Origin of the sequence: Mycobacterium sp. MAA66 (assembly GCF_041261665.1) — a bacterium.
GTDB lineage: Bacteria > Actinomycetota > Actinomycetes > Mycobacteriales > Mycobacteriaceae > Mycobacterium.
In genome coordinates this window covers 424,203-451,152 of the sequence record NZ_JBGCCC010000002.1, presented here as the reverse complement: position 1 = coordinate 451,152, position 26,950 = coordinate 424,203, and the positions used below count along the sequence as shown (strand labels likewise).

26 protein-coding genes and 1 pseudogene are annotated in these 26,950 nt (G+C 65.0%); 20 read left to right on the top strand and 7 right to left on the bottom strand.

Going from position 1 to position 26,950, the window contains the following annotated elements; translation table 11 throughout:
- The first annotated feature begins 253 nt into the window (after positions 1 to 253).
- The 8 genes and pseudogenes from ABIA30_RS08710 (at position 254) to ABIA30_RS08675 (ending at position 10,043) form a co-directional block, all read left to right on the top strand.
- On the top strand, positions 254 to 679 hold the full coding sequence (locus tag ABIA30_RS08710; protein WP_370064177.1) for an MmpS family transport accessory protein: 426 nt from the start codon (positions 254 to 256) through the stop codon (positions 677 to 679).
- Positions 676 to 3,573, top strand: a complete 2,898-nt coding sequence (locus ABIA30_RS08705) for an RND family transporter (RefSeq protein ID WP_370064175.1) — start codon at positions 676 to 678, stop codon at positions 3,571 to 3,573. Before ABIA30_RS08710 ends, ABIA30_RS08705 begins: the two co-directional genes overlap by 4 nt.
- A 36-nt stretch (positions 3,574 to 3,609) precedes the next feature.
- A pseudogene (locus tag ABIA30_RS08700) lies at positions 3,610 to 4,362 on the top strand (deoxyribonuclease IV); the annotation flags it as partial.
- 76 nt (positions 4,363 to 4,438) lie between these two features.
- Positions 4,439 to 5,851 carry an amino acid permease gene (locus ABIA30_RS08695; protein WP_370064173.1) on the top strand — a complete coding sequence of 471 codons (1,413 nt, stop codon included), beginning with the start codon at positions 4,439 to 4,441 and terminating at the stop codon, positions 5,849 to 5,851.
- Between the two features lie 56 nt (positions 5,852 to 5,907).
- Positions 5,908 to 7,554, top strand: coding sequence for an acyl-CoA dehydrogenase family protein (locus ABIA30_RS08690; RefSeq protein WP_370064171.1), 1,647 nt, complete (start codon positions 5,908 to 5,910; stop codon positions 7,552 to 7,554).
- An 84-nt stretch (positions 7,555 to 7,638) separates the two neighbouring features.
- Positions 7,639 to 8,553: a crotonase/enoyl-CoA hydratase family protein gene (locus ABIA30_RS08685; protein ID WP_370064169.1), complete on the top strand. Its 915-nt coding sequence runs from the start codon at positions 7,639 to 7,641 to the stop codon at positions 8,551 to 8,553.
- A gap of 3 nt (positions 8,554 to 8,556) precedes the next feature.
- Positions 8,557 to 9,282, top strand: coding sequence for a PaaX family transcriptional regulator C-terminal domain-containing protein (locus ABIA30_RS08680; protein ID WP_370064167.1), 726 nt, complete (start codon positions 8,557 to 8,559; stop codon positions 9,280 to 9,282).
- Positions 9,279 to 10,043, top strand: a complete 765-nt coding sequence (locus ABIA30_RS08675; RefSeq protein ID WP_370064165.1) for a crotonase/enoyl-CoA hydratase family protein — start codon at positions 9,279 to 9,281, stop codon at positions 10,041 to 10,043. The genes ABIA30_RS08680 and ABIA30_RS08675 overlap by 4 nt, the downstream gene beginning before the upstream one ends.
- A 12-nt stretch (positions 10,044 to 10,055) precedes the next feature.
- Here the strand turns inward: ABIA30_RS08675 and ABIA30_RS08670 are convergent, their stop codons facing one another.
- Both ABIA30_RS08670 and ABIA30_RS08665 read right to left on the bottom strand, forming a co-directional pair.
- Positions 10,056 to 10,463, bottom strand: a complete 408-nt coding sequence (locus ABIA30_RS08670) for a DUF3060 domain-containing protein (protein WP_370064163.1) — start codon at positions 10,461 to 10,463, stop codon at positions 10,056 to 10,058.
- Positions 10,464 to 10,512: 49 nt separating this feature from the next.
- Positions 10,513 to 10,863 carry a DUF3060 domain-containing protein gene (locus ABIA30_RS08665; RefSeq protein WP_370065458.1) on the bottom strand — a complete coding sequence of 117 codons (351 nt, stop codon included), beginning with the start codon at positions 10,861 to 10,863 and terminating at the stop codon, positions 10,513 to 10,515.
- Between the two features lie 226 nt (positions 10,864 to 11,089).
- Between ABIA30_RS08665 and ABIA30_RS08660 the strand changes: the two genes are divergently transcribed.
- The 9 genes from ABIA30_RS08660 to ABIA30_RS08620 all read left to right on the top strand — a co-directional run bounded on the left by ABIA30_RS08660 (position 11,090) and on the right by ABIA30_RS08620 (position 20,318).
- Positions 11,090 to 11,725: a TetR/AcrR family transcriptional regulator gene (locus ABIA30_RS08660; protein ID WP_370064161.1), complete on the top strand. Its 636-nt coding sequence runs from the start codon at positions 11,090 to 11,092 to the stop codon at positions 11,723 to 11,725.
- Between the two features lie 39 nt (positions 11,726 to 11,764).
- Positions 11,765 to 12,970, top strand: a complete 1,206-nt coding sequence (locus ABIA30_RS08655; protein WP_370064159.1) for a hypothetical protein — start codon at positions 11,765 to 11,767, stop codon at positions 12,968 to 12,970.
- Between the two features lie 308 nt (positions 12,971 to 13,278).
- Positions 13,279 to 13,653, top strand: coding sequence for a 30S ribosomal protein S12 (gene rpsL, locus ABIA30_RS08650; RefSeq protein ID WP_370064157.1), 375 nt, complete (start codon positions 13,279 to 13,281; stop codon positions 13,651 to 13,653).
- A complete protein-coding gene (gene rpsG / locus ABIA30_RS08645) occupies positions 13,653 to 14,123 on the top strand; it encodes a 30S ribosomal protein S7 (protein WP_020101372.1) in 471 nt (156 codons plus the stop codon). The genes rpsL and rpsG overlap by 1 nt, the downstream gene beginning before the upstream one ends.
- Positions 14,124 to 14,218: 95 nt before the next feature.
- The gene (gene fusA / locus ABIA30_RS08640) at positions 14,219 to 16,321 is read left to right on the top strand and encodes an elongation factor G (RefSeq protein ID WP_370064155.1); all 2,103 of its coding nucleotides are present in this window, start codon (positions 14,219 to 14,221) and stop codon (positions 16,319 to 16,321) included.
- 83 nt (positions 16,322 to 16,404) lie between these two features.
- Positions 16,405 to 17,595 (top strand): elongation factor Tu, encoded by a 1,191-nt coding sequence (tuf, locus tag ABIA30_RS08635; RefSeq protein WP_370064153.1) that lies wholly within the window; start codon positions 16,405 to 16,407, stop codon positions 17,593 to 17,595.
- A 168-nt stretch (positions 17,596 to 17,763) separates the two neighbouring features.
- A complete protein-coding gene (locus tag ABIA30_RS08630; RefSeq protein ID WP_370064151.1) occupies positions 17,764 to 18,495 on the top strand; it encodes a PP2C family serine/threonine-protein phosphatase in 732 nt (243 codons plus the stop codon).
- Between the two features lie 54 nt (positions 18,496 to 18,549).
- Entirely contained in the window at positions 18,550 to 19,371 is an 822-nt protein-coding gene (locus ABIA30_RS08625) for an SHOCT domain-containing protein (protein ID WP_370064149.1), read from the top strand.
- Between the two features lie 95 nt (positions 19,372 to 19,466).
- Positions 19,467 to 20,318, top strand: a complete 852-nt coding sequence (locus tag ABIA30_RS08620; protein WP_370064147.1) for a mycofactocin-coupled SDR family oxidoreductase — start codon at positions 19,467 to 19,469, stop codon at positions 20,316 to 20,318.
- Here ABIA30_RS08620 and rocD read toward each other — a convergent pair.
- Both rocD and ddaH read right to left on the bottom strand, forming a co-directional pair.
- Positions 20,305 to 21,525 carry an ornithine--oxo-acid transaminase gene (gene rocD / locus ABIA30_RS08615; RefSeq protein WP_370064145.1) on the bottom strand — a complete coding sequence of 407 codons (1,221 nt, stop codon included), beginning with the start codon at positions 21,523 to 21,525 and terminating at the stop codon, positions 20,305 to 20,307. The two genes, ABIA30_RS08620 and rocD, sit on opposite strands and share 14 nt — an antisense overlap.
- Positions 21,519 to 22,385: a dimethylargininase gene (gene ddaH, locus ABIA30_RS08610; RefSeq protein ID WP_370064143.1), complete on the bottom strand. Its 867-nt coding sequence runs from the start codon at positions 22,383 to 22,385 to the stop codon at positions 21,519 to 21,521. The genes rocD and ddaH overlap by 7 nt, the downstream gene beginning before the upstream one ends.
- 131 nt (positions 22,386 to 22,516) lie before the next feature.
- Between ddaH and ABIA30_RS08605 the strand changes: the two genes are divergently transcribed.
- Both ABIA30_RS08605 and ABIA30_RS08600 read left to right on the top strand, forming a co-directional pair.
- Positions 22,517 to 22,963 (top strand): Lrp/AsnC family transcriptional regulator, encoded by a 447-nt coding sequence (locus ABIA30_RS08605; protein WP_370064141.1) that lies wholly within the window; start codon positions 22,517 to 22,519, stop codon positions 22,961 to 22,963.
- A 69-nt stretch (positions 22,964 to 23,032) separates the two neighbouring features.
- Positions 23,033 to 24,217: an NAD(P)/FAD-dependent oxidoreductase gene (locus ABIA30_RS08600; RefSeq protein WP_370064139.1), complete on the top strand. Its 1,185-nt coding sequence runs from the start codon at positions 23,033 to 23,035 to the stop codon at positions 24,215 to 24,217.
- Positions 24,218 to 24,295: 78 nt separating this feature from the next.
- Here ABIA30_RS08600 and ABIA30_RS08595 read toward each other — a convergent pair whose 3' ends face one another.
- From ABIA30_RS08595 to mftR, 3 genes are read right to left on the bottom strand one after another with little or no spacing between them, the layout of a single operon-like run.
- Complete coding sequence (locus ABIA30_RS08595) at positions 24,296 to 25,558, bottom strand: VOC family protein (RefSeq protein ID WP_370064137.1); 1,263 nt, start codon at positions 25,556 to 25,558, stop codon at positions 24,296 to 24,298.
- Positions 25,555 to 26,067 (bottom strand): RNA polymerase sigma factor, encoded by a 513-nt coding sequence (locus ABIA30_RS08590; protein WP_370064135.1) that lies wholly within the window; start codon positions 26,065 to 26,067, stop codon positions 25,555 to 25,557. Before ABIA30_RS08590 ends, ABIA30_RS08595 begins: the two co-directional genes overlap by 4 nt.
- A gap of 52 nt (positions 26,068 to 26,119) precedes the next feature.
- Positions 26,120 to 26,707: a mycofactocin system transcriptional regulator gene (gene mftR, locus ABIA30_RS08585; protein ID WP_370064133.1), complete on the bottom strand. Its 588-nt coding sequence runs from the start codon at positions 26,705 to 26,707 to the stop codon at positions 26,120 to 26,122.
- A 102-nt stretch (positions 26,708 to 26,809) separates the two neighbouring features.
- Here mftR and mftA point away from each other — a divergent pair, with 102 nt between their 5' ends.
- On the top strand, positions 26,810 to 26,905 hold the full coding sequence (gene mftA / locus ABIA30_RS08580; RefSeq protein WP_370064131.1) for a mycofactocin precursor MftA: 96 nt from the start codon (positions 26,810 to 26,812) through the stop codon (positions 26,903 to 26,905).
- Positions 26,906 to 26,950: the final 45 nt, after the last annotated feature.

The following is a 26,950-nucleotide window of genomic DNA, read 5'->3' as shown; positions in this document are numbered from 1 at the left end:
GTCGAGTGTAATGCGGGCAACACTAAAACGGATTGACTCGATCCGCTTAGCCCAGCTAGTTTTGCGATACAGAACTTTCAGCGACTACCGACTCTGGTGACGTCTTCGGGCGCAGAGGGCTCAAACGCATCGACTGGCTTCGACAGGTCTCTCCCGCGCGCACCGCGTCATCACGTCGGTGGCGGCCTGCCGCGTTCGATCGCGCCCTGCCGGCGGCCGTCAACTGCAGTTGTCAACTTCGAGGAAGGCAGCGATGACAAGGGTGCTCGGGCGGGTATGGCTGCCCATATTGGTGATCGTCGCCGTTGTCGCCGGTGCGTTGATAGTCACGAACGTCCGCAAGGTGTTCGGCGCGAATCCCGTTGTGGTGACCGAGAAGAGCTCGGACAACGCCGAGGACTTCAACCCGAAGTTCGTGAAGTACGAGATCTTCGGCTCGGGCACCGAGGCCGTCATCAACTACATGGATCTAGAGGGCAGGCCGCAGCGCGTCGCCGGCGCATCTTTGCCGTGGACGTTGACGCTGCAGACCACCTTGCCGTCCGTGCAGCCCAACATCTTGGCCCAGGGCAACGGCGGGCACATCAGCTGCCGGGTCAGCGTCGATGACGTGGTCAAAGAAGAGAGGACCGCCACCGGTATGAACGCCGAAACCTTCTGCTTTGTGAAGGCCGCATGAGCGCCCCGGCATACGACTCTCCGACCGAGGCCATCCCCGCGGTCGAGCCCACCGGCCATCGGGGGATACCGCGGTTCATTCGGCTGTTCGCGGTGCCGATCATCCTGGCGTGGATTGTCGTCGTCGCCGCTCTGAACACCGCCGTCCCGCAGCTAGAGGCTGTCGGCAAGCTGCGCGCGGTGTCCATGAGCCCCAACGACGCACCCTCGATGATCGCCACCAAACGGGTCGGCAAGGTGTTCGATGAGTACAACACCAGCAGCTCGGTGATGATCGTGCTCGAAGGCGATCACGCGCTCGGCCCCGATGCGCACAAGTTCTACGACAAGATGGTCGAGGATCTGCGCGCGGACACCACCCATGTCCAGCACGTTCAGGACTTCTGGGGCGACACGCTGACCGCCAAGGGCGCCCAGAGCCGCGACGGTAAGGCTGCCTACGTGCAGGTCTACATCGCGGGTGACCAGGGTGAGACGCTGGCCAACGAGTCGGTCGATGCGGTTCGTCACGTCGCCACCGAGACCCCCGCTCCGCCGGGGGTGAAGGCCTATGTGACCGGTCCCGCGGCAACGAGTACCGATCAGAACGCCGTCGGTGACAAGAGCATGGAGTTGATCGAAATGGTCACCTTCGCCGTCATCGCGGTCATGCTCGTGCTCGTCTACCGGTCGGTCGTCTCGACGGTGATCGTGCTGTTGATGGTGGTGCTCGAGCTGTCCGGCGCGCGCGGTTTGGTGGCATTCCTGGGCTACCACAACGTTTTTGGGCTGACGACGTTCGCGACCAACTTGCTGGTCACGCTGGCGATCGCCGCGGCGACCGACTACGCCATCTTCCTGATCGGTCGATATCAAGAGGCGCGGCGGGCCGGAGAAGACCGAGAATCGGCCTACTACACCATGTTTCACGGGACAGCGCATGTGGTGCTGGCCTCGGGTCTGACGATCGCGGGCGCGACCTTGTGCCTGCACTTCACCCGGCTGCCGTACTTCCAGACGATGGGCTTCCCGCTGGCGATCGGCATGGTCATGGTGGTCGCGATGGCGCTGACCATGGGCCCCGCGCTGATCTCGGTCCTCACGCGCTTCGGCCGAATCCTCGAACCCCGGAAGAACACGAAGACCCGTGGCTGGCGCCGGGTCGGCACCGCGACGGTGCGTTGGCCGGGTGCGATCCTGGTCTGCGCCGTGGTGGCCGCGCTCGTTGGTCTGATCGCCTTGCCGGGCTATCGCACCACCTACAACGACCGGATCTACCTGCCCAAGGACGTTGCGGCCAATGTCGGCTATGACGCTGCGTTCCGGCACTTTTCGCAGGCCAAGATGAACCCGGACCTGATGATGGTCGAGTCCGACCGGGACCTGCGGAACCCGGCCGACTTCCTGGTGATCGACAGGATTGCCAAGGCGCTCAAGAACGTGCACGGTATCGCCCAGGTGCAGACCATCACCCGGCCCGACGGTGATCCGATCAAGCACTCGACGATCCCGTACACCGTGGGGCAGAGCGGCACCACGCAGCTCATGAACAACGATTACACGCAGACCAATCTGGACAATCTGCTCTCGCAAGCCGGCGATCTGCAGGACAGCATCGACGCGATGACCGAGATGATGAATATCCAGACCGATCTGGCCGCAGTCTCGCAGCGCATGGCCGACAAGATGAAGGCAACCTCCAATGACATGGGGGACACCCGAGATCACTTGTCGGACTTCGATGATCAGTTCCGGCCGATTCGCAATTACCTCTATTGGGAACCGCACTGCTTCGACATCCCGGTGTGCTGGTCCATGCGCGCGGTATTCGACAGCATCGACGGCATCAGCAAGATGTCCGACGACTTCGAGGACCTGGTGCCGGAGATGCAGCACATGGCCGACCTGATGCCGAAGATGGTCGCGACGATGCCCAAGCAGATCGCGTCGATGAAGCACCAGAAGCAGGTGCTGCTGAACCAGTACCAGATGCAGCGGGCTCAGCAGGATCAGACCATCGCGATGCAGCAGACCGGCACCGCGATGAGCGAGGCCTTCGATACCGCCAAGAACGATGACTCGTTCTATCTGCCACCGGAAGCCTTCACGACCGCGGATTTCCAGCGCGGCCTCAAGCTGTTCATGTCGCCCGACGGACATGCGGTGCGGTTCACCATCATTCACCAGGGTGATCCGTTGACCCCGGAGGGCACCTCACGCGTCGAACCGCTCAAGGTTGCCGCCGCCGACGCGATCAAGGGCACGCCCCTGGAGGGTGCCTCCATCTATCTCGGTGGCAGCGCGGCGATGTACAACGACATGCAACTGGGCGCCAATTTCGACTTGATGATCGTCGCGGCAGCGGCGCTCATCCTGATCTTCATCATCATGTTGGTGCTCACCCGTGCGGTGGTGGCGTCGGCGGTGATCGTGGGTACCGTCGTGTTCTCTCTGGCATCTGCGTTCGGGCTGTCTGTGCTGCTCTGGCAACACGTCGTGGGCATTCCGCTGCACTGGATGGTGCTGCCCATGTCGGTCATCGTCCTGCTGGCCGTGGGAGCCGACTACAACCTGCTACTGGTCTCGCGGATGAAGGAGGAGATCCACGCCGGGCTGCACACCGGCATCATCCGCGCCATGGTGGGCACCGGCTCGGTGGTCACCTCAGCGGGTCTGGTTTTCGCGTTCACCATGATGTCCATGGCGGTGAGCAAGCTGATCATCATCGGCCAGGTGGGCACCACCATCGGACTCGGCTTGCTGTTCGACACCCTCGTGGTCCGCTCGCTGATGACACCGTCCATCGCCACGCTGCTGGGCCATTGGTTCTGGTGGCCGCAGCGGGTCCGGCAGCGACCGGTGCCGGCGAAGTGGCCGCAGCCTGCCGAGCGGGAACCCGTGGACGTGATGAGCTGATGAACCGTCTGCTGCCACCCGCCTAGACTTGGCCACGTGCTGATTGGTTCGCATGTCGACAACACCGATCCACTCGCCGCGGCTGCTGCCGACGGGGCCGACGTGGTTCAGTTCTTCCTCGGCAACCCGCAGAGTTGGAAGAAGCCCGCGCCGCGTGAGGATGCGGAAATCCTCAAGGCATCGAGCATTCCGCTCTACGTGCATGCGCCGTATCTGATCAATGTGGCCTCGGCCAACAACAAGGTGCGCATCCCGTCCCGCAAGATCCTGCAGGACACCTGCGATGCCGCCGCCGAGATCGGCGCGACCGCGGTCATCGTGCACGGCGGACACGCCGACGACAACGACATGGACGCCGGTTTCGAACGCTGGGTGAAAGCACTCGCTGCGCTCAAGACCGACGTTCCCGTGTACCTGGAGAACACTGCCGGCGGCGACCACGCCATGGCCCGGCACTTCGACACCATCGCCCGATTGTGGGATCACATCGGAGACAAGGGCATTGGTTTCTGCCTGGACACCTGCCACGCGTGGGCGGCGGGGGAGGCACTGATCGACGCCGTCGAGCGGATCAAGTCCATCACCGGCCGAATCGACTTGGTGCACTGCAACGACTCTCGGGACGCTGCCGGCTCCGGCGCCGACCGGCATGCCAATTTCGGCGCGGGCCAGATCGATCCGCAGCTGCTGGCGGCGGTGGTGCGGGCTGCGGACGCACCCGTGATCTGCGAGACCTCGGAAGAGGGCCGCAAGGACGACATCGCGTTCCTGCGCGAGAACCTCCGAAGCGTTACAGCGAAATCAACTCCGCGCCAACCCCCAGCTTCGCCCGGTTTTGTCACTGAATCTGTGATAGACGTTTGCAGTGGGAGACGCGAACGCTACTGAAGTAGAAAACGTCGACGCCGGTTACCAGCGCGGTTTGTCCGCGCGGACTGTGCAGATGATCGCGATCGGCGGGGCGATCGGAACGGGGTTGTTCTGGGGCGCCGGCGGTGCCATCGAAAAGGCCGGTCCGGCGCTGATCCTGGCCTACCTCGTTGCGGGCCTTGCGGTTTTCGTCATCATGCGAGCGCTCGGCGAGTTGCTGGTGTACCGGCCGGTGTCCGGCAGTATCTCGGAGTACGCCGAGGAGTTCCTCGGCCGTTTCGCCGGGTTCGCCAACGGCTGGACCTACTGGGCGGTGTGGGTCACCACCTGCATGGCCGAGATCACGGTGGCCGGCAAATACATCCAGAACTGGGCCTGGGGGCATGTCATCCCGCAATGGGTGACGGCGCTGGTGGTCCTGGTGGTGTTGTTCGTGGCCAATCTGATCTCGGTCAAGATCTTCGGTGAGGCCGAATTCTGGTTCTCGATGATCAAGGTGACCGCGATCATCGGCATGATCCTCATCGGTATCGGCGTGCTGCTCCCGTTCACGGGTCTGGCGCCCGGTCCGGGTTCGAGCCTGGCCAATCTGTGGAACGACGGCGGCTTCTTCTCGACCGGGTTCTCCTCGGCACTGCTGAGCCTGCAGATCGTGGTGTTCGCCTACGTCGGCGTCGAGCTCGTGGGCGTCACTGCCGGCGAGGCCGAGAACCCGAAAGTCACGCTGCGCAAAGCGATCAACACGCTGCCGTTCCGGATCGGGCTGTTCTATGTCGGTGCGTTGATCGTGATCCTGTCGATCCAGGGTTGGCGGCACTACCACGCCGGCCAGAGCCCGTTCGTCGCGGTGTTCCAGTACCTCAACATCCCCGCGGCCGCGGGGATCGTGAACTTCATCCTGCTGACGGCGGCACTGTCGTCGTGCAACTCGGGCATCTACTCGACCGGCCGGATGGTGCGCAGTCTGTCGCAGCGCGGTGATGCGCCCAACGGTCTGCAGGCACTGAGCAACCGGCAGGTGCCGATGCTGGCCATCTGTTTCTCGGCCCTGGCCGTGGGCGTGGGCGTGCTGGTGAACTACCTCTCGCCGGACAAGGCGTTCGCCTACGTCACCTCGGTGTCGACCATCGGCATCATCTTCGTGTGGGGCTCGATCCTGGTGTCGCACATGGTGTATCGCAAGCGGGTGGCCGCGGGTCTGCTGCCGGCTTCGGACTACCGGCTGCCCGGCGCCCCGGTCACCAACATGCTGGCGCTGGCCTTCCTGGCGCTGGTGGTGGTGCTGTTGTTCTTCGATCCGGATGGGCGCACCGCGATTCTGGTGGGTCTGATCTGGTTCGCCATCGTGGTGCTCGGGTACTTCGTGCACCGCGGCGATCGGGCGGCCAAGGAGGCCCGCGGCGAGTAGGCGCAGCAGGAATTACAGTTCTTGTGCGACTGTCGTGAAAGTGTAATACTGGGCGCATGGCTGATCGCTCGGACTTCGCAACCCCACGCACCCACGACGTCACCAACCAGGTCCCCCTGCTGCTCGACTACAACCCGGCCACCGCCCCGGTGCTCGCCGAGGCGCTGATCCGCGAGGGCGGTGAATGGGGCATCGACGAGGTTCACGAGGTCGGTGCGCTCGGAGGCAGCCGAGTCGCCCAGCGCTGGGGCGAGCTGGCCGACCGCAACGTGCCGATCCTGCACACCCACGACCGCTACGGCTACCGGGTCGACGAGGTCGAATACGACCCCGCCTACCACGAGCTGATGAACGCCGCCGTCACTCACGGATTGCATGGTGCTCCGTGGGCCGATGATCGTCCGGGTGCCCACGTGGTGCGCGCGGCGAAGATGTCGGCGTGGACGCCAGAGCCCGGTCACGTCTGTCCGATCTCGATGACCTACGCGGTGGTTCCGGCCCTGCGTTTCAACCCCGAACTGTCCAAGATCTACGAGCCGCTGCTGACCAGCCGGGTCTATGACCCCGAGCTGAAAGTGCCTGCCACCAAAGCGGGTATCACCGCAGGCATGTCGATGACCGAGAAGCAGGGTGGGTCCGATGTGCGCGCCGGCACCACGCAGGCCACTCCCAACGGTGATGGCACCTACTCGCTGCGCGGCCACAAGTGGTTCACCTCGGCGCCGATGGGCGACATCTTCTTGGTCCTGGCTCAGGCACCGGCCGGACTGTCCTGCTTCTTCCTGCCCCGGGTGCTGCCCGACGGCACCCGCAACCGGATGCACATCCAGCGGCTGAAGGACAAGCTCGGCAACCACGCCAACGCCTCCAGCGAGATCGAGTACGACGGCGCGGTGGCGTGGCTGGTCGGGGCGGAAGGCCGCGGCGTGCCGACCATCATCGAGATGGTCAACATGACCCGGCTGGACTGCACGTTGGGCAGCGCCACCAGCATGCGCAGCGGTCTGACCCAGGCCGTCCACCACGCCCAGCATCGAAAGGCGTTCGGCGCCTACCTGATCGACCAACCGTTGATGCGCAATGTGCTCGCCGACTTGGCCGTCGAGGCCGAGGCGGCAACCATGCTCGCCATGCGGATGGCCGGTGCCGCCGACAAGGCCGTCCGCGGCGATGAGCGGGAATCCCTTTTGCGCCGAATCGGTTTGGCGGCCGGCAAGTACTGGGTGTGCAAGCGAGCCACGCCGCACGCCGCGGAGGCCATGGAATGCCTGGGCGGCAATGGTTATGCCGAGGAGTCGGGCATGCCGCGCCTGTACCGGGAGGCCCCGTTGATGGGCATCTGGGAAGGCTCGGGCAACGTCAGCGCGCTGGATACCTTGCGCGCCATGGCAACCAAGCCCGAATGCATCGAGGTGCTGTTCGATGAACTGGGCCAGGCCCGCGAACCGCGGTTGGACGCCCACGTCGCCGCGCTCAAGGCGCAATTGGGTGATCCGCAGACCCTCGAATACCGCGGACGTAAAGTGGCCGAAGACATTTCGCTGGCCATGCAGGGCGCATTGCTGGTGCGGCACGGCCATCCGGCCGTCGCCGAGGCGTTCCTGGCCAGCCGTCTCGGCGGGCAGTGGGGTGGTGCTTTCGGTACCCTGCCGACCGGTTTGGATCTGGCCCCGATCATCGAACGCGCCTTGGTCAAGGGATGAGTTCTACTGCCGAGCAGACGCAAATGTGCCCAAAACCCCGGCGTGTTGCGGACATTTGCGTCTGCTCGCGGGAAAGGTGAGCTAGTGGATTTAGAGGCCCTCAAGACGATGACCTACGAGGTCACCGACAGGGTTGCGCGAATCACCTTCAACCGCCCGGAAAAAGGCAACTCAATCGTCGCCGACACTCCGCTGGAACTCGCGGCGTGCGTCGAGCGTGCGGACCTCGATCCGAACGTGCACGTCATCCTGGTGTCGGGTCGCGGTGAAGGGTTCTGCGCCGGTTTCGATCTGAGTGCCTACGCCGACGGCACCGGATCGGCCGGTGGCACCGACTACGGCGGCACCGTGCTGGACGGGAAAACCCAAGCGGTCAACCATCTTCCGGACCGGCCGTGGGATCCGATGATCGACTACCAGATGATGAGCCGCTTCGTGAAGGGCTTCTCGTCCCTGATGCACTGTGACAAGCCGACCGTGGTCAAGATCCACGGATACTGCGTGGCGGGCGGTACCGACATCGCGCTGCACGCCGACCAGGTGATTACCGCCTCTGATGCCAAGATCGGCTACCCGCCGATGCGGGTATGGGGCGTGCCGGCAGCGGGGCTGTGGGCGCATCGGTTGGGCGACCAGCGCGCGAAACGTCTTCTGTTCACCGGTGATTGCATCACCGGTGCGCAGGCCGCCGAGTGGGGTCTGGCTGTCGAGGCACCCGATCCGCAAGACCTCGATGAACGAACTGAGCGGCTGGTCGCGCGTATCGCGGCGATGCCGGTGAACCAACTGATCATGGCCAAACTGGCCTGTAACACCTCGCTTCTACAGCAAGGTGTGGCCACCAGCCGGATGGTCAGCACGGTGTTCGACGGCATCGCCCGGCACACCCCGGAAGGCCACGCATTCGTCGCCGACGCGGTGCAGCACGGCTTCCGCGCGGCGGTGCACCACCGCGATGACCCGTTCGGTGATGCGGGTCGGGTGGCCTCCGGGGTCTGAGACGTGGCCGAACTCAAGCGCCTCGCGGCCAGGTCGGTGGTCCTCAGTGTGCTCCTCGGCGCCCACCCGGCGTCGGCGACATCGGCCGAACTGGTCCGGCTCACTGACGATTTCGACATCAAGGAGCAGACTCTGCGGGTGGCGCTGACGCGCATGGTCGGCGCCGGCGATCTGGTGCGCTCGGCCGACGGCTACCGGCTGGCCGACCGTCTGCTGGCCCGGCAACGCCGCCAGGACGCCGCCATCAATCCTCGGTTGCGGGACTGGGACGGTCACTGGATCACCGTCGTCATCACCACCGTCGGCGCGGACGCCCGAACGCGAGCGGACCTGCGAAATGATCTGGTTCAGAACAGGTTTGGTGAACTGCGAGAAGGTGTGTGGTTGCGGCCGGACAACCTTGCCGCCGATGTGCCGGTCGAGATAGCGGCGAACGCGCGGATCCTGCGCAGTCGCGACGGTGATCCCAAGCAATTGGCAGCGTCGTTGTGGGATCTGCCGGGCTGGGCGGCCACGGCGCGTCGGCTGCGCCGCGAGATCGATACGGCCACTGATGTGCCCGGTCGTTTTGTGGCCGCCGCAGCCATTGTCCGTCATCTGTTGACCGACCCGGTGCTGCCGGGCGATTTGCTCCCCGATACCTGGCCTGGTGCCGACCTGCGCCAGGCCTATGCCGATTTTGCCGCGGAACTGGTTGCGCGGCGCGATGATTCGATGGAGGCCTCATGAGCGAACCCGTACGCGTCGAGAAGAACGGACCCGTTACCACGGTGATTCTCGACCGTCCTGAAGCCCGCAATGCCGTCAACCGGCCGACTGCAGAGGCGCTGTACCGGGCCTTCGACGAGTTCGACCGCGATGACACGGCGTCGGTGGCGGTGTTCTGGGGTGACAACGGCACCTTTTGTGCCGGAGCCGATCTCAAGGCCTTCGGCACCGCCGAGATGAACCGCACCGAGCCCACGGGCCCGGGGCCGATGGGGCCGAGCCGAATGGTGTTGTCCAAGCCGGTGATCGCCGCCGTCAGTGGTTACGCCGTCGCCGGCGGGCTGGAGCTGGCGCTGTGGTGTGACCTGCGAGTCGTCGAGGAGGACGCCACCTTCGGGGTGTTCTGCCGACGCTGGGGAGTACCGCTGATCGACGGCGGCACAGTGCGGCTGCCACGGCTGATCGGCCACAGTCGCGCCATGGATCTGATCCTCACCGGACGCTCGGTCGACGCCGCAGAGGCACTCCAGATCGGTTTGGCGAATCGGGTCGTGCCCACGGGGCAAGCGCGCCACCGCGCCGAAGAGTTGGCGCACGAGTTGGCGGCCCTGCCGCAGCTGTGCATGCGGGCAGACCGCACGTCAGTGCTCCGGCAGTGGGGCGAATCTGAGGAAACTGCAATGGATTTCGAGTTCCAGACCCTGGCCGCGGTGGCACAGGAATCGGTGGCTGGTGCCCGGCGGTTCGCCGACGGCGCGGGCCGGCATGGGGCGCAGACCTAGTCGGCCTGCGGCTCAACCCTTTTGGACGGTGTTTCCGCTACCGGTGTTGCTGACCTTCGGTGAGCCATCCTTGTAGGTCACCGTCGCGTTCATTCCGACGACGTCGAGTTCGGTGGAGATCTTGTCGAGCTTGACCTTGTTGTCGGTGCCGCCGATGTTGACCGTCGCGCAGGTGCCCTTCACGGTGAGGGTGTTGTTGGCCCCGCCGATGGTGAGCGATTTGCCGCTGCCGCAGTCGAGTTCGTTGGTGCTGCCCGTCGAGGTGTAGTTGATGGTGTTGCCCACCTCGACGGGGGAGCCTCCCGCCGACGATCCGCCTGATGCGCCGTTGTCGGAGGTCGAGCTGCACCCGGTGAGTCCTGCGATGCAGGTCGCGACGATGACGACACCCGCCGTCCCGGCAATCCTGATGGAGTACATGGCGATGGGCTCCTTCTTCTCGACGGTCCGTTGTGCGGTGCCGACGGTGTCAGCCGGGGATGCGGTTCAATCGGTTGGCCATGCCGAGGCCGGGACCGTAGTCGATCAGCGCCGGGTCGCCGCTGTGGTAGAGCACCGTCTCGTTGTTGCCGTAGACGGTGATGTCATTGACCACGTTGTCCGCGATCACCGTATTGTCCGCGCCCTGAATCGTCACCGCCCAGCACGATCCCATGGCTCTGACAGTGTTGTTGGATCCGTTGACGATCAGGGTGCCGCCGCCGCAGTCGAGGGTCTGTTCGATGCTCTGTCCGACGATGTGGGTGTCACCGTTCTTGGCAGTCGCGTTCGGGACGGCGACGGCCAACGCAGCCGGAAAGGTCAGTAGGCCGACGACCATCGCGGTGCCCAACGACTTGCCACTCACAATGGTCCCCTTCGGTCGGCTGCTGCTTCAACGGAGCCTACGTTGCCGGTCGGGTCCAGTGGAACGAGTTGACCGCTTCGTGGGAAGCACGCTTTGCGCTAACCCGGAATCGGCCGGGCAAAGAAGCTAGAGTCATTAGTTAACTTGATTGCCTAACGGGGCGGTCGGACTCTTCTTAGGGACCGGAGGATGAGGCAATATGGCACCTCGGCCTGAGGCTGCGACGGCTGGTGCCAGTCGGCCCGCGCCGGCCTCGCGGTCGCGCGGGACGACGCGGACGACCAAGCTCAGCCGAGATTCGATCGTTGGTGCCGCGCTGACGTTCCTGGACCGCGAGGGCTGGGATTCGCTGACCATCAACGCGTTGGCCAACCAGCTCGGTACCAAGGGCCCATCCCTGTACAACCATGTGCAAAGCCTCGATGACCTGCGTCGAACTGTGCGCATGCGGGTGGTCGACGACATCATCGGGATGCTCAACACGGTTGGTGAAGGACGCACCCGCGACGACGCCGTGGTCGCGATGGCCAGTGCATACCGCAGCTATGCCCACCATCATCCGGGCCGGTATTCGGCCTTTACCCGGATGCCCCTGGGTGGTGATGATCCGGAATTCACTGCGGCGACCCACGCCGCCGCGGGCCCGGTGATCGCGGTGCTGGCGTCGTACGGTCTGGACGGTGAGAACGCGTTCTATGCGGCCCTCGAGTTCTGGTCGGCACTGCATGGTTTCGTGCTGTTGGAGATGACCGGCGTCATGGACGACATCGACACCGACGCAGTGTTCACCGACATGGTGCTACGGCTCGCGGCGGGGATGGACAAGCGGGACTAGAAGCTCGGGTCTGAAGCAGCCGGCAAGGGGAGGGGCCCGATGCGATTCAATGCGCCGCCGAACTGGCCGGTGCCTCCAGGCTGGGCTCCGGGCCCGGGGTGGGAAGCCGATCCGGCGTGGCCGCCCGCGCCGCCCGGTTGGCCGTTCTGGCTTCCGGATGACCAGTACGTCGGTCAGGTACCTGCGCCACCGGGCTGGGCACCTGCCGGCAGCGCCGGGCCCGCGCGCGGCGTCCCACGCTGGTTGATCGCCGCGCTGTTGGTTGCGCTGGCCGTCGGTTATGGGCTGACGGTCCTGTTGACGCAGGGCCTGTGGAACAAGGACGCACCCGCGACGTCAGCTCATGCGACGTTCGCCGCCCTGCCGCCGGCAGGCGAGTCGGCGACGCCGGAGCAGCTCACCACGACCGGTGAGCTGCTGCGTAACAGAGTTGGTCACCTCGGCGGTCGCAGCATCTCGGTCTCGGTTGCGGGTGACACCGTCGAAGTCGGCGCCACCGGTGTCACCGAGGACCAGCTGCGGGCCATCGCCGAAATCGGTCGGCTCCAGATTCGACCCGTCATCCACACCATCGCGGCACATCCCGACGCATCGGCGGGGCCGACAAAGTCGGCCGCCCCTGCCACCGATGCGGCGATCCAGGACGAGAAGGCGCTTCGGCAGAGCGCCAACCCGCAGATCCAGCTGCTGGCGCTGCAGTTCCAGGCCACCCGATGCGGTCAGCCGGACGCGTTGGCGGACAACGATGACCCGAACCTGCCCTTGGTGACCTGCTCACAAGACGGCAAGCAGGTCTACGTGTTGGAGAAGTCGATCATGGCCAGCGACCAGATCCGGGACGCGTCCTGGCGTTGGGATCAGCAGCACGGTCAGTACGTGGTGGATCTGCAGTTCAATGATGCTGCCACCGCCACCTGGGCGACCTTCACCCGCAACAACGTCGGTGCCCAGGTCGGGTTCACCATGGATTCGCAGGTGCTCAGCGCCCCCACCATCCGGGAGGCGATTCCCGGCGGGCGAGCGCAAATCGACGGCCGGTTCGACGCTGATTCGGCTCGATCCCTGGCCGCGGTGGTCGGCGACCGGCCGCTGCCGGTCGGCCTCACCGTGCAGTCTGTTCGGGTTGTCGCGCTCGATCCGCCGTTCTGGACGATTCCGCGGATAGTCGTAGCGGCCGGTGGCATTCTGGTTGCGGTAGTGATAGTCGTCGGTCTGCTGGTGCTCGCGCGCCGGCGGCGGGCGTGAGGCGTCGTGACACTCGCGGTGGGACGCCCCGAAATTGGCTGTATAACGCCCTGGTAGGCGGCGCTTTGACCTGCGCTACCGCAGCCAGGTATCGTGGACCCTCGTGCCTGGCCGTCAGGGGCGCATGTTGCTGCACAAACGGTGAGCATGCCTGCGCGCTGGGCGAATTCGCATGTCTATGAAGCATCGAAGCATTGAGATGCCCGGACTTGTGCGACACGCCCGAACGCGGGGTAAGCGCTCGGACGAAAACAGCAGTACAGAGACCTATGAAGAGCAGTAACACACGCAACACAGAAAGCCGATGAATGCCAACCATCAACCAGCTGGTCCGCAAGGGTCGCCACGACAAGACCACCAAGGTCAAGACCGCGGCGCTCAAGGGAAGCCCGCAGCGCCGTGGTGTGTGCACCCGCGTGTACACCACCACCCCCAAGAAGCCGAACTCGGCTCTGCGCAAGGTGGCCCGCGTCAAGCTGACCAGCGGCGTTGAGGTCACGGCCTACATCCCGGGTGAAGGCCACAACCTGCAGGAGCACTCGATGGTGCTCGTGCGCGGCGGTCGTGTGAAGGACCTCCCCGGTGTGCGCTACAAGATCATCCGCGGTTCGCTCGACACCCAGGGTGTGAAGAACCGCAAGCAAGCCCGCAGCCGTTACGGCGCCAAGAAGGAGAAGAGCTAATGCCACGCAAGGGCCCCGCGCCGAAGCGTCCGCTGGTCAACGACCCGGTCTACGGTTCGCAGCTGGTGACTCAGCTGGTCAACAAGGTGCTGCTGGACGGCAAGAAGTCGCTGGCCGAGCGCATCGTCTACGGTGCCCTTGAGCAGGCTCGGGAGAAGACCGGCACCGACCCGGTCGTCACCCTCAAGCGCGCCATGGACAACGTCAAGCCGTCGCTTGAGGTGCGCAGCCGCCGCGTCGGTGGCGCCACCTACCAGGTGCCGGTCGAGGTTCGTCCGGACCGGTCCACCACGCTGGCCCTGCGCTGGCTGGTGAGCTTCTCCAAGGCTCGCCGCGAGAAGACCATGGTCGAGCGCCTCGCCAACGAGATCCTCGACGCCAGCAATGGCCTGGGTGCAGCCGTCAAGCGGCGTGAAGACACCCACAAGATGGCCGAGGCGAACCGGGCCTTCGCGCACTACCGCTGGTGATGTAATCGCCGGCCACCAATGTCGGTGGCCGGCGCAATTGGTTGCCTGACCAGGCAAAGCGATACAAAAGCAACTGAAAGAGTGGGAATCTAGCCGTGGCACAGGACGTGTTGACCGACCTGAACAAGGTCCGCAACATCGGCATCATGGCGCACATCGACGCCGGTAAGACGACGACGACCGAGCGCATCCTCTTCTACACCGGTATCAGCTACAAGATCGGTGAGGTCCATGACGGCGCGGCCACCATGGACTGGATGGAGCAGGAGCAGGAGCGTGGTATCACCATCACCTCCGCTGCCACCACTTGTTTCTGGAACGACAACCAGATCAACATCATCGACACCCCGGGCCACGTCGACTTCACCGTCGAGGTGGAGCGTTCGCTGCGCGTGCTCGACGGCGCCGTCGCCGTGTTCGACGGCAAAGAGGGCGTGGAGCCGCAGTCCGAGCAGGTGTGGCGTCAGGCCGACAAGTACGACGTCCCGCGTATCTGCTTCGTCAACAAGATGGACAAGCTGGGCGCCGACTTCTACTTCTCGGTGCAGACCATGAAGGATCGCCTGGGCGCGAACGTCATCCCGATCCAGCTGCCGATCGGCTCCGAAGGTGACTTCGAGGGCGTCGTCGACCTGGTCGAGATGAAGGCCAAGGTCTGGCGCGGCGAGACCAAGCTCGGTGAGAAGTACGAGACCATCGACATCCCGGCAGACCTGCAGGAGAAGGCCGACGAGTACCGCCTCGCCATGATCGAGGCCGTCGCCGAGACCGACGACGAGCTGATGGAGAAGTACCTCGGCGGCGAAGAGCTCACCATCGAGGAGATCAAGGGTGGCCTGCGCAAGCTGACCGTCACCAGCGCTGCCTACCCGGTGCTGTGCGGTTCCGCGTTCAAGAACAAGGGCGTGCAGCCCATGCTCGACGCGGTCATCGACTACCTGCCGACCCCGCTGGACGTCGCGGCCGCCGAGGGCCACGTCCCGGGCAAGGAAGACGAGATCATCTCGCGCAAGCCGTCGGCCGATGAGCCGTTCTCCGGTCTGGCGTTCAAGGTGGCCACCCACCCGTTCTTCGGCAAGCTGACCTACGTCCGCGTCTACTCGGGCAAGGTCGACTCCGGTGCCCAGGTCATCAACTCGACCAAGGGCAAGAAGGAGCGTCTGGGCAAGCTGTTCCAGATGCACTCCAACAAGGAGAACCCGGTCGAGTCCGCCGCCGCCGGCCACATCTACGCGGTCATCGGCCTCAAGGACACCACCACGGGCGACACCCTGTGCGATCCGAACAACCAGATCGTGCTGGAGTCGATGACCTTCCCGGATCCGGTTATCGAGGTGGCCATCGAGCCCAAGACCAAGAGTGACCAGGAGAAGTTGGGCACGGCGATCCAGAAGCTCGCCGAAGAGGACCCGACCTTCAAGGTGCACCTGGACCAAGAGACCGGCCAGACCGTCATCGGCGGTATGGGCGAGCTGCACCTGGACATCCTGGTGGACCGCATGCGCCGCGAGTTCAAGGTCGAGGCCAACGTCGGCAAGCCGCAGGTGGCCTACAAAGAGACCATCAAGCGCGAGGTCAAGAACGTCGAGTTCACCCACAAGAAGCAGACCGGCGGCTCGGGCCAGTTCGCGAAGGTCATCATCAGCATCGAGCCGTTCGTCGGCGAGGACGGCGCGACCTACGAGTTCGAGAACAAGGTCACCGGTGGCCGCGTCCCGCGTGAGTACATCCCGTCGGTGGATGCCGGTGCGCAGGACGCCATGCAGTACGGCATCCTGGCCGGCTACCCGCTGGTGAACCTGAAGCTGACGCTGATCGACGGTGCCTACCACGATGTTGACTCGTCGGAAATGGCCTTCAAGGTGGCCGGTTCGCAGGCGCTGAAGAAGGCGGCCGCACAGGCGCAGCCGGTCATCCTGGAGCCGATCATGGCTGTCGAGGTCACCACGCCCGAGGATTACATGGGCGACGTGATCGGCGACCTGAACTCCCGCCGTGGCCAGATCCAGGCCATGGAGGAGCGCAGCGGTGCGCGCGTCGTCAAGGCGCAGGTTCCGCTGTCCGAAATGTTCGGCTATGTCGGCGACCTCCGGTCGAAGACCCAGGGCCGGGCGAACTACTCCATGGTGTTCGACTCGTACGCCGAAGTTCCGGCGAACGTGTCGAAGGAGATCATCGCGAAGGCGACGGGTCAGTAGTCTGACTTGTCGCTGTCGCGGCACAACGCAATACCCATCAACACTGCTTAACCAAGCACCAACAAGTCCAGGAGGACACCACAGTGGCGAAGGCGAAGTTCGAGCGGACGAAGCCGCACGTCAACATCGGGACCATCGGTCACGTTGACCACGGCAAGACCACGCTGACTGCAGCAATCACCAAGGTTCTGCATGACAAGTACCCGACGTTGAACGAGTCGCGCGCATTCGACCAGATCGACAATGCGCCCGAGGAGCGTCAGCGCGGTATCACCATCAACATCTCGCATGTTGAGTACCAGACCGAGAAGCGTCACTACGCCCACGTGGACGCCCCCGGTCACGCTGACTACATCAAGAACATGATCACCGGTGCTGCTCAGATGGACGGCGCCATCCTGGTGGTCGCCGCCACCGACGGCCCGATGCCGCAGACCCGTGAGCACGTGCTGCTGGCCCGCCAGGTCGGCGTGCCCTACATCCTGGTCGCACTGAACAAGTCCGACATGGTTGAGGACGAGGAGCTCCTGGAGCTCGTCGAGCTCGAGGTCCGCGAGCTGCTGGCCGCCCAGGACTTCGACGAGGACGCCCCGGTCATCCGTGTCTCGGCGCTGAAGGCCCTCGAAGGTGACGCCACCTGGGTGAAGTCCGTCGAGGATCTGATGGACGCCGTCGACGAGTCGATCCCGGACCCGGTCCGCGAGACCGACAAGCCGTTCTTGATGCCCGTCGAGGACGTCTTCACCATCACCGGTCGTGGCACCGTGGTCACCGGCCGCGTCGAGCGTGGCGTGATCAACGTCAACGAAGAGGTCGAGATCGTCGGTATCAAGCCGACCACCACCAAGACCACCGTCACCGGTGTCGAGATGTTCCGCAAGCTGCTCGACCAGGGCCAGGCCGGCGACAACGTCGGTCTGCTGGTTCGTGGTATCAAGCGTGAGGACGTCGAGCGTGGCCAGGTCGTCGTGAAGCCCGGCACCACCACCCCGCACACCGAGTTCGAGGGCAGCGTCTACATCCTGTCCAAGGACGAGGGCGGCCGCCACACGCCGTTCTTCAACAACTACCGCCCGCAGTTCTACTTCCGTACCACGGACGTGACCGGCGTGGTTACCCTGCCCGAGGGCACCGAGATGGTCATGCCCGGTGACAACACCGACATCTCCGTCGTGCTGATCCAGCCGGTCGCCATGGACGAGGGTCTGCGTTTCGCCATCCGTGAGGGCGGTCGTACCGTCGGCGCGGGTCGCGTTTCCAAGATCATCAAGTAGGCACCGCCTACGCGATCATCAAGTAGGCACCGCCTACGCGATCATCAAGTGATCTAGTTTGCTGCACAGCGGAGCGCCGCTCACCCGAAAGGGTGGGCGGCGCTTTGTTGTTGGGACGGGGATGGCAGGATCTTTGCAAATGGATTCGAACACGATGGGGGCTGACCGGTGACACAGGTCAGCGTGCGCGCATTCACCGACACCGGGTTGCGCCGCAAGCGCAATGAAGACGCGGTGTTGGTCAACGGATGGGTGAGTCAGACCCATAACGGAGTACTCGCCGACATCCGGATGCAGCCCGGATCGCCCTTTGTCTGTGCGGTCGCCGACGGGATGGGCGGTCACGCCGGTGGCGATGTCGCCAGTCGCACCGCGCTGACCATGATTGCCACCATGTGCCTGGGATGGACTGGCGCGGGGGACATTTCGTCGTCGCTGTGCTATGTCAGCGATTGGATCCACGACATGAGCCGGGGCTCCGAACTGTCCGGGATGGGTTGCACGATCGCCGGGGTGTGTCTGACCGCTGACGAGCTGATCGTCTTCAATGTCGGTGACAGCCGGGTCTATTCGATCAACGGGGAATCGCTGGACCAACTGTCGATCGACGACTCGATATTCGACGAGGCCGGCCGGCCGACGAACATCATCACCCAGTCGATCGGCCAGGATCCGCAGCAGGCTCTGGTGGTGCCCCACGTCCGTTCGCTGGATGTTCGCGGTGGCAGCTATCTGATGTGCTCCGACGGGGTGCATGGCCAGATGGAGCATCACGACCTGGAGGCGGCGACGTCGTGCAGCGATCGTTCCGACGGTGCCGCGGTGATCATCAGTACCGCGCGAGCCAATGGCGCCGCCGACAACTTTTCGTTTGTGTTACTCGATATTCAGGGTGACTGATTCGCACTAGGCTTCCTGGCAGCTGATATCCAGCCGGCCGAAGGGGCGTGTGAGATGTTGTGGCGTTATCTCAAAGCGCAGGCGGTGGTGCTGCTGTGCGGCGGTCTGGTGGGGCCGATCTTCCTGGTGGTGTACTTCTTCGTCATCGGGCCGAGCGAGTTGGTCAGCTGGATGTACTGGGCGGGCCTGGCGATCACGGCCGCGGACGTCCTGATTGCGCTGGCGCTGGTGAATTTTGGGGCCAAACGGCAGGCCAAGCACCAGGCCTTGGAGGCCAACGGGGTGCTGGCGCTGGCCAGGGTCACCGCACTGACCGAGACCGGTACCCAGATCAATGACCGTCCGTTGGTGAAGCTCGATTTGCACATCGAAGGCCCCGGACTCGTCGCGTTCGACGCGCAGGACCGGGTCATCGCCTCGATACCGCGGATGCCGCTGATCACCGCCCGCTATCTGGCGGTGTTGGTCGACCCGGCCACCAACCAGTTTGAGATCGATTGGCAGCGAAGCACTTTGGTGGCCGGTATCGCGCCGGCCCAGTTCACCTCGGACGAGGATCACAAGACCTATGACCTGACCGGGCAGCCCGGCCCGATCATCGAGATCCTCCGCATCCTGAAGGCCAACCAGGTGCCGGCCGACGGCACCGTCGACATCCGCTCCAATCCGGTGGTGCGTCAACAGGTGATGGCCGTGGTGCGGCGGGCCGCTGCATCGCAAACCGCCGCGGCGCCTGCCGCTGCACCTGCGGCTCCTGCTGCGCCGGCTCCGTCGGCGGCGCAGCGACTGCAGGAGCTTGAGACGTTGCGTGCCACCGGGTCCATCTCCGAGGGCGAATATGCCGCCAAACGCGCGCAGATCATCGCCGAGCTGTAGGCCCGGCCCGGTTGTCGGGCGATCACTAGAACACGTTTCAGTTCGGCTGCTAGCCTGGCGATGAATTCGGGCGAGATGCGATGGAAGGACTGGCAATGGCGGCAGGCGGAACTCTCGAGGGCAAGGTCGCATTCATCACCGGGGCGGCACGCGGCCAAGGCCGGGCACATGCGGTCCGGATGGCCCGAGAGGGCGCCGACGTGGTTGCCATCGACATCTGTGCTCCGGTCTCGGACACCATCACCTATCCGATGCCGACGTCGGAGGACCTCGCCGAGACCGCCCAACTGGTCGAGGCCGAAGGCCGCAAGGTACTGGCCCGCGAGATCGATATCCGCGACCTGGCCGCCCAGCAGCAAGTGGTCGCCGACGCGATCGATCAGTTCGGTAGGCTGGACGTGCTGGTGGCCAACGCCGGTGTGCTCAGTTGGGGACGGTTGTTCGAGATGGATGCCGAGCAGTGGGACAGCGTCATCGGGGTGAATCTCTCGGGTACCTGGCGGACCATCCGGGCCGTTGTTCCCGCGATGATCGAGGCCGGCAATGGCGGGTCGATCATCATCGTCAGCTCGTCGGCGGGTCTGAAGGCCACGCCGGGCAACGGTCACTACGCGGCGTCCAAGTTCGGCCTGGTCGGTCTGACCAACGCGCTTGCACTTGAGGTGGGGGAGTACGGGATTCGGGTGAACTCGATTCACCCGTACTCGATCATGACCCCGATGATCGAGCCTGAGGCCATGGCGGAGATCTTCACCAAGTACCCGACCTACCTGCACAGCTTCGCGCCGATGCCCTACAAGCCCGTCGCGCACGACGGCAAGGCGGGACTGCAGGAATTCATGACGCCCGAAGAGGTTTCGGATGTTGTGACCTGGTTGGCCGGGCCGAATTCTGCGACCCTGTCGGGCTCGCAGATCGCCGTCGACCGCGGCGTCATGAAGTACTGAGAACCTGCTCGAATTGGTCGACGGCCCAGTCGATTTCGGGCTGGGTGATCACCAGCGGCGGGGCGAAGCGCAGCGTCGGGCCGTGAGTGTCCTTGGTCAGCACGCCGCGAGCGGCAAGGGCCAGGCTCACCTGCCGGCCGGTGCCGATAGCCGGGTCGATGTCGACGCCGGCCCAAAGCCCCAGTCCGCGAACGGCCGTCACGCCGCGTCCGGTCAGGGCACGCAGCCGGTGATGCAAGTGGCGGCCGAGCTGCGTTGAGCGGTCCTGGAACTCACCGCGTCGCAGCATCGCGACCACGGTGGTACCGATCGCCGCGGCCAGTGGGTTGCCGCCGAAAGTCGACCCGTGTTCACCCGGATGCAGGACACCGAGTACGTCGTCGTCGGCCACCACGGCCGACAGTGGTACGACGCCGCCGCCCAATGCTTTGCCCAGCACGTACACGTCGGGCACCACGTCCCAGTGGTCGCAGGCGAAGGTGCGGCCGGTGCGGCCCAGTCCGGACTGGATCTCATCGGCGATCATCAGCACATTGCGGTCGGTGCACAGTTGGCGCATCCGGGGCAGGAAGTCGTCGGGCGGCACGATGATTCCGGCCTCGCCCTGGATCGGCTCGATCAGCACCGCGACGGTGTCGCGGTCGATCGCCCGGGCCAGGGCGTCTGCGTCGCCGAACGGCACCGCCCGGAAACCGGGTGTGTAGGGGCCGAAGCCGGCTCTCGCAGTCTCGTCATCGGAGAAGCTCACGATGGTGGTGGTGCGGCCATGAAAGTTGTTGTGCGCCACAACGATATTGGGCTCGGTGACACCCTTGACGTCGGCTCCCCACTTGCGGGCCACCTTGATGGCGCTCTCCACCGCCTCGGCGCCGCTGTTCATCGGCAGTACCTTGTCCTTGCGGCACAACTGAGCCAGCGCGGCGCAGAACGGTCCGAGCCGGTCGGAATGGAATGCTCGGCTCACCAGGGTGACGGCGTCGAGCTGAGCGTGCGCCGTCGCAGTGATCTCCGGATTGCGATGCCCGAAGTTCACCGCTGAATACGCCGAGAGGCAATCCAGGTACCGCCGGCCCTCGGGGTCGGTGATCCACACTCCGTCCGCGGACGCGGCGACCACCGGCAGTGGTGCGTAGTTGTGTGCCGCGTGACGGTCGTGCAGCTCGATGATCCGCCCCGTGTTTCCTTTCGCCGCAACTGTGTTCAGCATCCGATCGGGTACACCTCCAGGGTGCAGCACTTCACCGATCCGCCGCCCTTGAGCAGTTCGGACAGATCGACGCCGATCGGCTGGAAGCCCGCCGCGGCCAATTGAGCGGCGAATCCGGTCGCGTTTGATGGATGTACCACGTGATACCCGTCGGACACCGAGTTCAGGCCCAGCGCATGGGCATCCCGATTGCTGACCTCGATGGCGCCGGGAAACATCTTGCGTAGTACGGCAGCCGAGGTGGCGCCGAAGGCCGGCGGATAGAACGCGATGGTGTCGTCATCGAGAACGGCCAGCGCGGTGTCGAGGTGGTAGAAGCGGGAATCGACCAATTGCAGGCTGATCACCGGCAGCCCGGAAAGCTTCGACACCTCGTCATGGGATTGCAGTTCGGTGCGGAATCCGTAGCCGGCCAAGATCTTCGATCCGACGAGCAGCAGATCGCCTTGGCCTTCGTTGGTGTGTTCGGTATACAGGGGGCAGTAGTCGTGGTCGTACATCCAGTTCGCGTAGGCGACCGCTTCGCCGGCGCGTTCCGGGTAGGTGAAGCGCGCGATGATGGCCACCTTTTCGAAGCCGTCGTTGATCACCAGTCCGCCGTTGGCGGCGTAGACCATGTCGGGCAGGCCGGGTACCGGCTCGACCAGCTCGACGGTGTGCCCGAGTTCTCGATACGTCCGGACGAGTGTCTCCCACTGCCGGATCGCCAGTGCCGTGTCGACGGCGACCGAGGTATCCATCCACGGATTGATGGCGTACTCGACGGCGAAGTGGGCTGGACGGGTCATCACGTAGTGCCGTTGTCGGGGAACCCGCGGCGAATGCGGTGTCGTCGTGTTGACGACTTCGGTGATCGTCATATTTCGATGGTAGGCGCGGCTCAGCGTGCAAGCAATTCGAAGAACCGGCGTTGCGAGTGGTGATTTGTTGCGTAAGAATCTGCTTGACGGTGTTTTATTGCGCGCCCGTGACTGAGTGGAGGCATGGATCGATGAATGGCGTCGATGAGGCTGACGAACGCATCCTGGCCGAGCTGGCCGGCAACGCCCGCGCCACGTTCGCCGAGATAGGTGAACGGGTGAACCTGTCCGCCCCCGCGGTCAAGCGCCGGGTCGACCGGTTGCTGGCGGCGGGGGTGATCCGAGGCTTCACCACGATCGTCGATCGCAGTGTGATCGGTTGGGGCACTGAGGCATACGTCCAGGTCTACTGTCACGGAACCATCGCGCCGCACCAGCTGCGTCAGGCCTGGGAGCTCATCCCCGAGGTGGTGTCCGCGGCAACCGTCACCGGCACATCCGACGCCATATTGCGCATCCTGGCCCGTGATATGCGGCATTTGGAGGAGGTGCTCGAGCGCATCCGGTCCAGCGCCGACATCGAACGCAGCGAAAGCATCGTGGTGCTGTCGAACATCATTGATCGGACGCGGATCTGATCGGCGGGTATGGGTGAAAACTGAGCGGTCATCAGAAGGGGGGCCTACCTGGTATCGCGCTCATCGTGTATGAAAGCCCACGTGACTACTAACGGAGGCATCGTCATCGTCGGTGGCGGTCTGGCCGCCGCGCGTACCGCCGAGCAACTGCGCAAGGCCGAGTACGCCGGGCCGATCACCTTGATCAGCGACGAGGACCATCTGCCGTACGACCGGCCGCCGCTGTCCAAGGAAGTATTACGCGCCGAGACCGATGACGTCGCGCTCAAGCCGGCCGAGTTCTACGACGAGAACAACATCACGGTGCTGCTCGGTTCGGGCGCGGCCACGCTGGATACCGAAGCCCAGGCGGTGACCCTGGTGGGTGGCGACGTGATCGCGTACGACGAGCTGGTGATTGCTACGGGTCTGGTGCCCAAGACCATTCCGTCGCTGCCGGACCTGGAGGGCATCCGTGTCCTGCGCACCTATGACGAGTCGATGGCGTTGCGCGAGCACGCCGGTTCGGCCAGACGCGCCGTGGTGATCGGCGCCGGTTTCATCGGTTGCGAGGTCGCTGCGAGCCTGCGCAAGCTGGGTGTCGAGGTGACGCTGGTCGAGCCGCAACCCACGCCGCTGGCGTCAGTGCTCGGTGAGCAGATCGGCGAACTGGTGGCACGACTGCACCGTGCCGAGGGCGTCGACGTCCGATGCGGCGTCGGGGTCACCGGGGTGACCGGCACCGGTCACGTCGAGAAGGTGCAGCTGGCCGACGGCTCCGAGCTGGACGCCGACATCGTCGTCGTGGGTATAGGTTCGCGACCGTCCACCGACTGGCTGGCAGGCAGTGGTGTCGCGGTCGACAACGGCGTGGTGTGTGATGTGGCGGGCCGCACCAGCGCACCGAACGTGTGGGCCATCGGCGATGTCGCGTCCTGGCGCGATGCTGCGGGACACCAAGTGCGGGTTGAGCATTGGAGCAATGTGGCCGAGCAGGCGCGGGTTATCGTGCCGGCGATGCTGGGCCAGGAGGCCACCGCACCCGTTGTGGTGCCGTACTTCTGGAGCGACCAGTACGACGTCAAGCTTCAGTGCCTGGGGGAGCCGGCGGCCGGGGATGTCGTGCACATCGTCGAGGACGACGGCCGCAAGTTCCTGGCGTTCTACGAGCGCGAGGGCAAGGTCAGCGGCGTGGTCGGCGGCGGTATGCCGGGCAAGGTCATGAAGAACCGGGCCAAGGTCGCTGCGGCCGTCCCGATCTCCGACGTCCTATAGCGACTGGGCACGAAAAGGCGCGCTGAGTGCCGTGGTCGGCGGTGCCGGCAGGACAGCGGATTTTCGTGCCCAGATCATTCAGGACCCGAGGTAGAAGCGGGCGCCCTGGTCGTCGGCGCAGAGCGCTGACATGCCGTACGGCTGTCGGGTGGGTGCGTCGATGACCGACCCGCCGGCCTCGAGCACGCGTGCCACCGCGGCCTCGACGTCCGCCACCGTCCACATCGGGACGCCGGCACCGTCAGCGGCGCCGCCGGCCACACCTGACATGGGCTGGCAGCCCTGCACCGTCCACCCGTCGACGATCCGGCCCGGCTCGAACGTCCAGCCCAAGACCCGGCCGTAGAACTCCTTGAAGACGGCAGAGTCGGTCACCTCGTGGGTGAGGTACGAAAGTTCGCCGGGCCCAGCGCCATTGAGCTGGGGTCGGGCAATGGCGGTGACGGGTTGGAAGACCGCGAAGGCAGTACCCAGCGCATCGACGGCATCGAGCGTCGCGCCCCATTCGTGATCCTCGACCTCGCCCACCCGGCCGCCCGCGGCCAGGATCGCCCGCCGGGCGATGTCGAGATCGTCCACCGCGTAGCAGCAGAACACCGTGTGTGGGCCGGCCGTCTCGAAGATGCCGGTGTCCATCTGGTTGCTGGTGACCTTGTGCGTTGTGGGGTCGTAGCTCCAGCCGAGGACGTGGCCGTAGAAAGTGGCAGCGCGCGCCGCGTCCGGCGTCTGTACCGACACGTAGCCGATGTCGCCGTGCCGGATCGAGGTGCCCAGGGGCGGGCCGGTCAGCATCCAGCGATGGCCGAACGGATCGATGACCACCGCGGTACGCGATCCGTAGGCCTCGTAGGGCTCGCGCTGAACGTGCGCACCATGGCGCCGGGCCTGGGTCAGGGCGGCGTCGGTGTCTGGGACCGCGAGCATCAGGCTGACGGAAACAGACTGAGGTGCAGGAGCTTTCAGTCCGATTTCCGGGAACTCGTCGGCCAGGTAGAGCACGCCGCCACCCAGTGCCAATTCGGCATGGCCGATCCGCCCGTCGTCCATCGTGATCGGTTCGCCGACCATCGTCGCGCCGAGAGCGTCGAGGTACCAGGTGATCGCGGCCCGGGCGTCGGCGACGGCCAGGTAGGGCAGGGCCGCCGGTCGTGGTGGCTCGATCACCGACTGGTTGAGTTCGGCGATGAGGGCATCGGTTCCACTCATGATCACTCCTTCGGGTAGGTCGACGGCCGCTTGCAGCCGGGCGCGAAGCCGGGCCGCGAACGCGGGGTCGGGCGGACTCGGCAATTCGTGGCCGGCGAGGACGGTCAGCGGATCACGACCGTTGTGCTGGTTCATGACGCTCCTCCGTCCTGGTATTCGGTTCGGAAGGCCCTGCGGGCCCGCACCAGCAGCGCCTCGGTGGCGTGCACGGTGCGTCCGATGAGCTGGGCACACTCGCCCACGGATCGGTCGTCCAGGTACCGCAACGCCAGCACCACCCGGTGCTGTTCGGGCAGCCGTGCCAGTGCTGCCTCGGCCACGATCCGGTCCAGTTCGGCGTCCCAATCATCGAAAGGTTGTGTGGGCTCAGGTGTTTCGGGAATCGGCCGGTCGTGCCGGCGGCGGTAGTGATCGGCGAGTTTGTGCCGGGCCACACCAATCAGCCACGGCACCGATATGACCGGGGGCCTGTCCTTCCGGGCAGCATCCATCGCCGCCAGGAAGGTTTCTGACGTCAGGTCCTCGGCGGTGTTCCGGTCGCTGCAGCGCCGCACGAAGTACCCGTAGACCACCGGTAGTGCTTCGTCGTACAGCGCCAGCAGCGTCTGCGGGGCGTCACCGTCTGATTCGCCGCTCACACCCATATCGTCGCGCCGGGCGGCTGTTTTCCGACGGGGTGGGCAGAAATTTCTCGGTTCAGTGTGCGCGCAGTTCCCGCAGCCCGCCGCGGACCACCTCGAATGAGGCACTCAGGGCGTCCGGCAGCGAGACGGCTTCGTCGGCCAGCCACTGTTCGTAGGCGGTCAACGCCACGCCCAGCACGCTCCAGGCGACCGTCTGCGGCAGTAGATCGCCGGGCTTGGTGTCTGTGCGGTGTGCGACGAACGCGGCGATGACGCCGCGCCAGCCGGCGTACATGGTCATCGAGTAGGCCTGTAGTGCATCGGTTTGCAGGATCACTCGCATCCTGCGCCGGTGCCGTGGGGTTTCCGATTCGTCAAAGCTGTTGAACGCCAACAATGCCGACCGCAACGCGGTATCCAATGGAAGGTCGGCGGGGGTGGTGTCGAGCAGCTCGCGCAGGTGGTCCAGATGGGCGTCGAAATCAGCCCACGGGATGGCGTTCTTGGACGAGAAATACCGGAACAGCGTGCGCCGGGAGATGCCCGCGGCAGCGGCCACATCGTCCACACTGACGTCGTCGAAACCGCGGGTTGCGAACAACTCCAGTGCGACGTCGGTGATGTGGTCCTGGGTGGTGGAACGGCGTCGACCGGCGACCATCGGACCCGCCCTTCCATTTCGGCACTCAATGCCATATTGTTGCGACCTGGATCACAGTTGTCGAGACCCGGCAACTGCCACGGTAGCGAAAGGGGCGATCCTATGGACACGACTCAGCAGGCTGACTCAGACGCTGAACTCGTCACCGAGTCGCTGGTCGAGGAAGTCTCGATCGACGGTATGTGCGGGGTCTACTGACCATGTCGGCTCCAGCCGCGGCCCGGACCGAGCCAACAGGGGGCG

Excerpts from the sequence above, each read along its gene's own strand:
- ABIA30_RS08690 (WP_370064171.1), top strand. The coding sequence starts at position 5,908 with ATGGCTGATCGCTCGGACTTCGCAACCCCACGCACCCACGACGTCACC.
- ABIA30_RS08675 (WP_370064165.1), top strand. The coding sequence starts at position 9,279 with ATGAGCGAACCCGTACGCGTCGAGAAGAACGGACCCGTTACCACGGTG.
- mftA (WP_370064131.1), top strand. The coding sequence starts at position 26,810 with ATGGACACGACTCAGCAGGCTGACTCAGACGCTGAACTCGTCACCGAG.
- ABIA30_RS08625 (WP_370064149.1), top strand. The coding sequence starts at position 18,550 with ATGTTGTGGCGTTATCTCAAAGCGCAGGCGGTGGTGCTGCTGTGCGGC.
- rpsG (WP_020101372.1), top strand. The coding sequence starts at position 13,653 with ATGCCACGCAAGGGCCCCGCGCCGAAGCGTCCGCTGGTCAACGACCCG.
- ABIA30_RS08605 (WP_370064141.1), top strand. The coding sequence starts at position 22,517 with ATGAATGGCGTCGATGAGGCTGACGAACGCATCCTGGCCGAGCTGGCC.
- mftR (WP_370064133.1), bottom strand. The coding sequence starts at position 26,707 with ATGGTCGCCGGTCGACGCCGTTCCACCACCCAGGACCACATCACCGAC.
- ABIA30_RS08670 (WP_370064163.1), bottom strand. The coding sequence starts at position 10,463 with ATGTACTCCATCAGGATTGCCGGGACGGCGGGTGTCGTCATCGTCGCG.
- ddaH (WP_370064143.1), bottom strand. The coding sequence starts at position 22,385 with ATGACGATCACCGAAGTCGTCAACACGACGACACCGCATTCGCCGCGG.
- ABIA30_RS08655 (WP_370064159.1), top strand. The coding sequence starts at position 11,765 with ATGCGATTCAATGCGCCGCCGAACTGGCCGGTGCCTCCAGGCTGGGCT.
- ABIA30_RS08660 (WP_370064161.1), top strand. The coding sequence starts at position 11,090 with ATGGCACCTCGGCCTGAGGCTGCGACGGCTGGTGCCAGTCGGCCCGCG.
- ABIA30_RS08665 (WP_370065458.1), bottom strand. The coding sequence starts at position 10,863 with ATGGTCGTCGGCCTACTGACCTTTCCGGCTGCGTTGGCCGTCGCCGTC.
- ABIA30_RS08710 (WP_370064177.1), top strand. The coding sequence starts at position 254 with ATGACAAGGGTGCTCGGGCGGGTATGGCTGCCCATATTGGTGATCGTC.
- ABIA30_RS08600 (WP_370064139.1), top strand. The coding sequence starts at position 23,033 with ATGAAAGCCCACGTGACTACTAACGGAGGCATCGTCATCGTCGGTGGC.
- ABIA30_RS08595 (WP_370064137.1), bottom strand. The coding sequence starts at position 25,558 with ATGAACCAGCACAACGGTCGTGATCCGCTGACCGTCCTCGCCGGCCAC.
- ABIA30_RS08620 (WP_370064147.1), top strand. The coding sequence starts at position 19,467 with ATGGCGGCAGGCGGAACTCTCGAGGGCAAGGTCGCATTCATCACCGGG.
- rocD (WP_370064145.1), bottom strand. The coding sequence starts at position 21,525 with ATGCTGAACACAGTTGCGGCGAAAGGAAACACGGGGCGGATCATCGAG.
- ABIA30_RS08590 (WP_370064135.1), bottom strand. The coding sequence starts at position 26,067 with ATGGGTGTGAGCGGCGAATCAGACGGTGACGCCCCGCAGACGCTGCTG.
- ABIA30_RS08705 (WP_370064175.1), top strand. The coding sequence starts at position 676 with ATGAGCGCCCCGGCATACGACTCTCCGACCGAGGCCATCCCCGCGGTC.
- rpsL (WP_370064157.1), top strand. The coding sequence starts at position 13,279 with ATGCCAACCATCAACCAGCTGGTCCGCAAGGGTCGCCACGACAAGACC.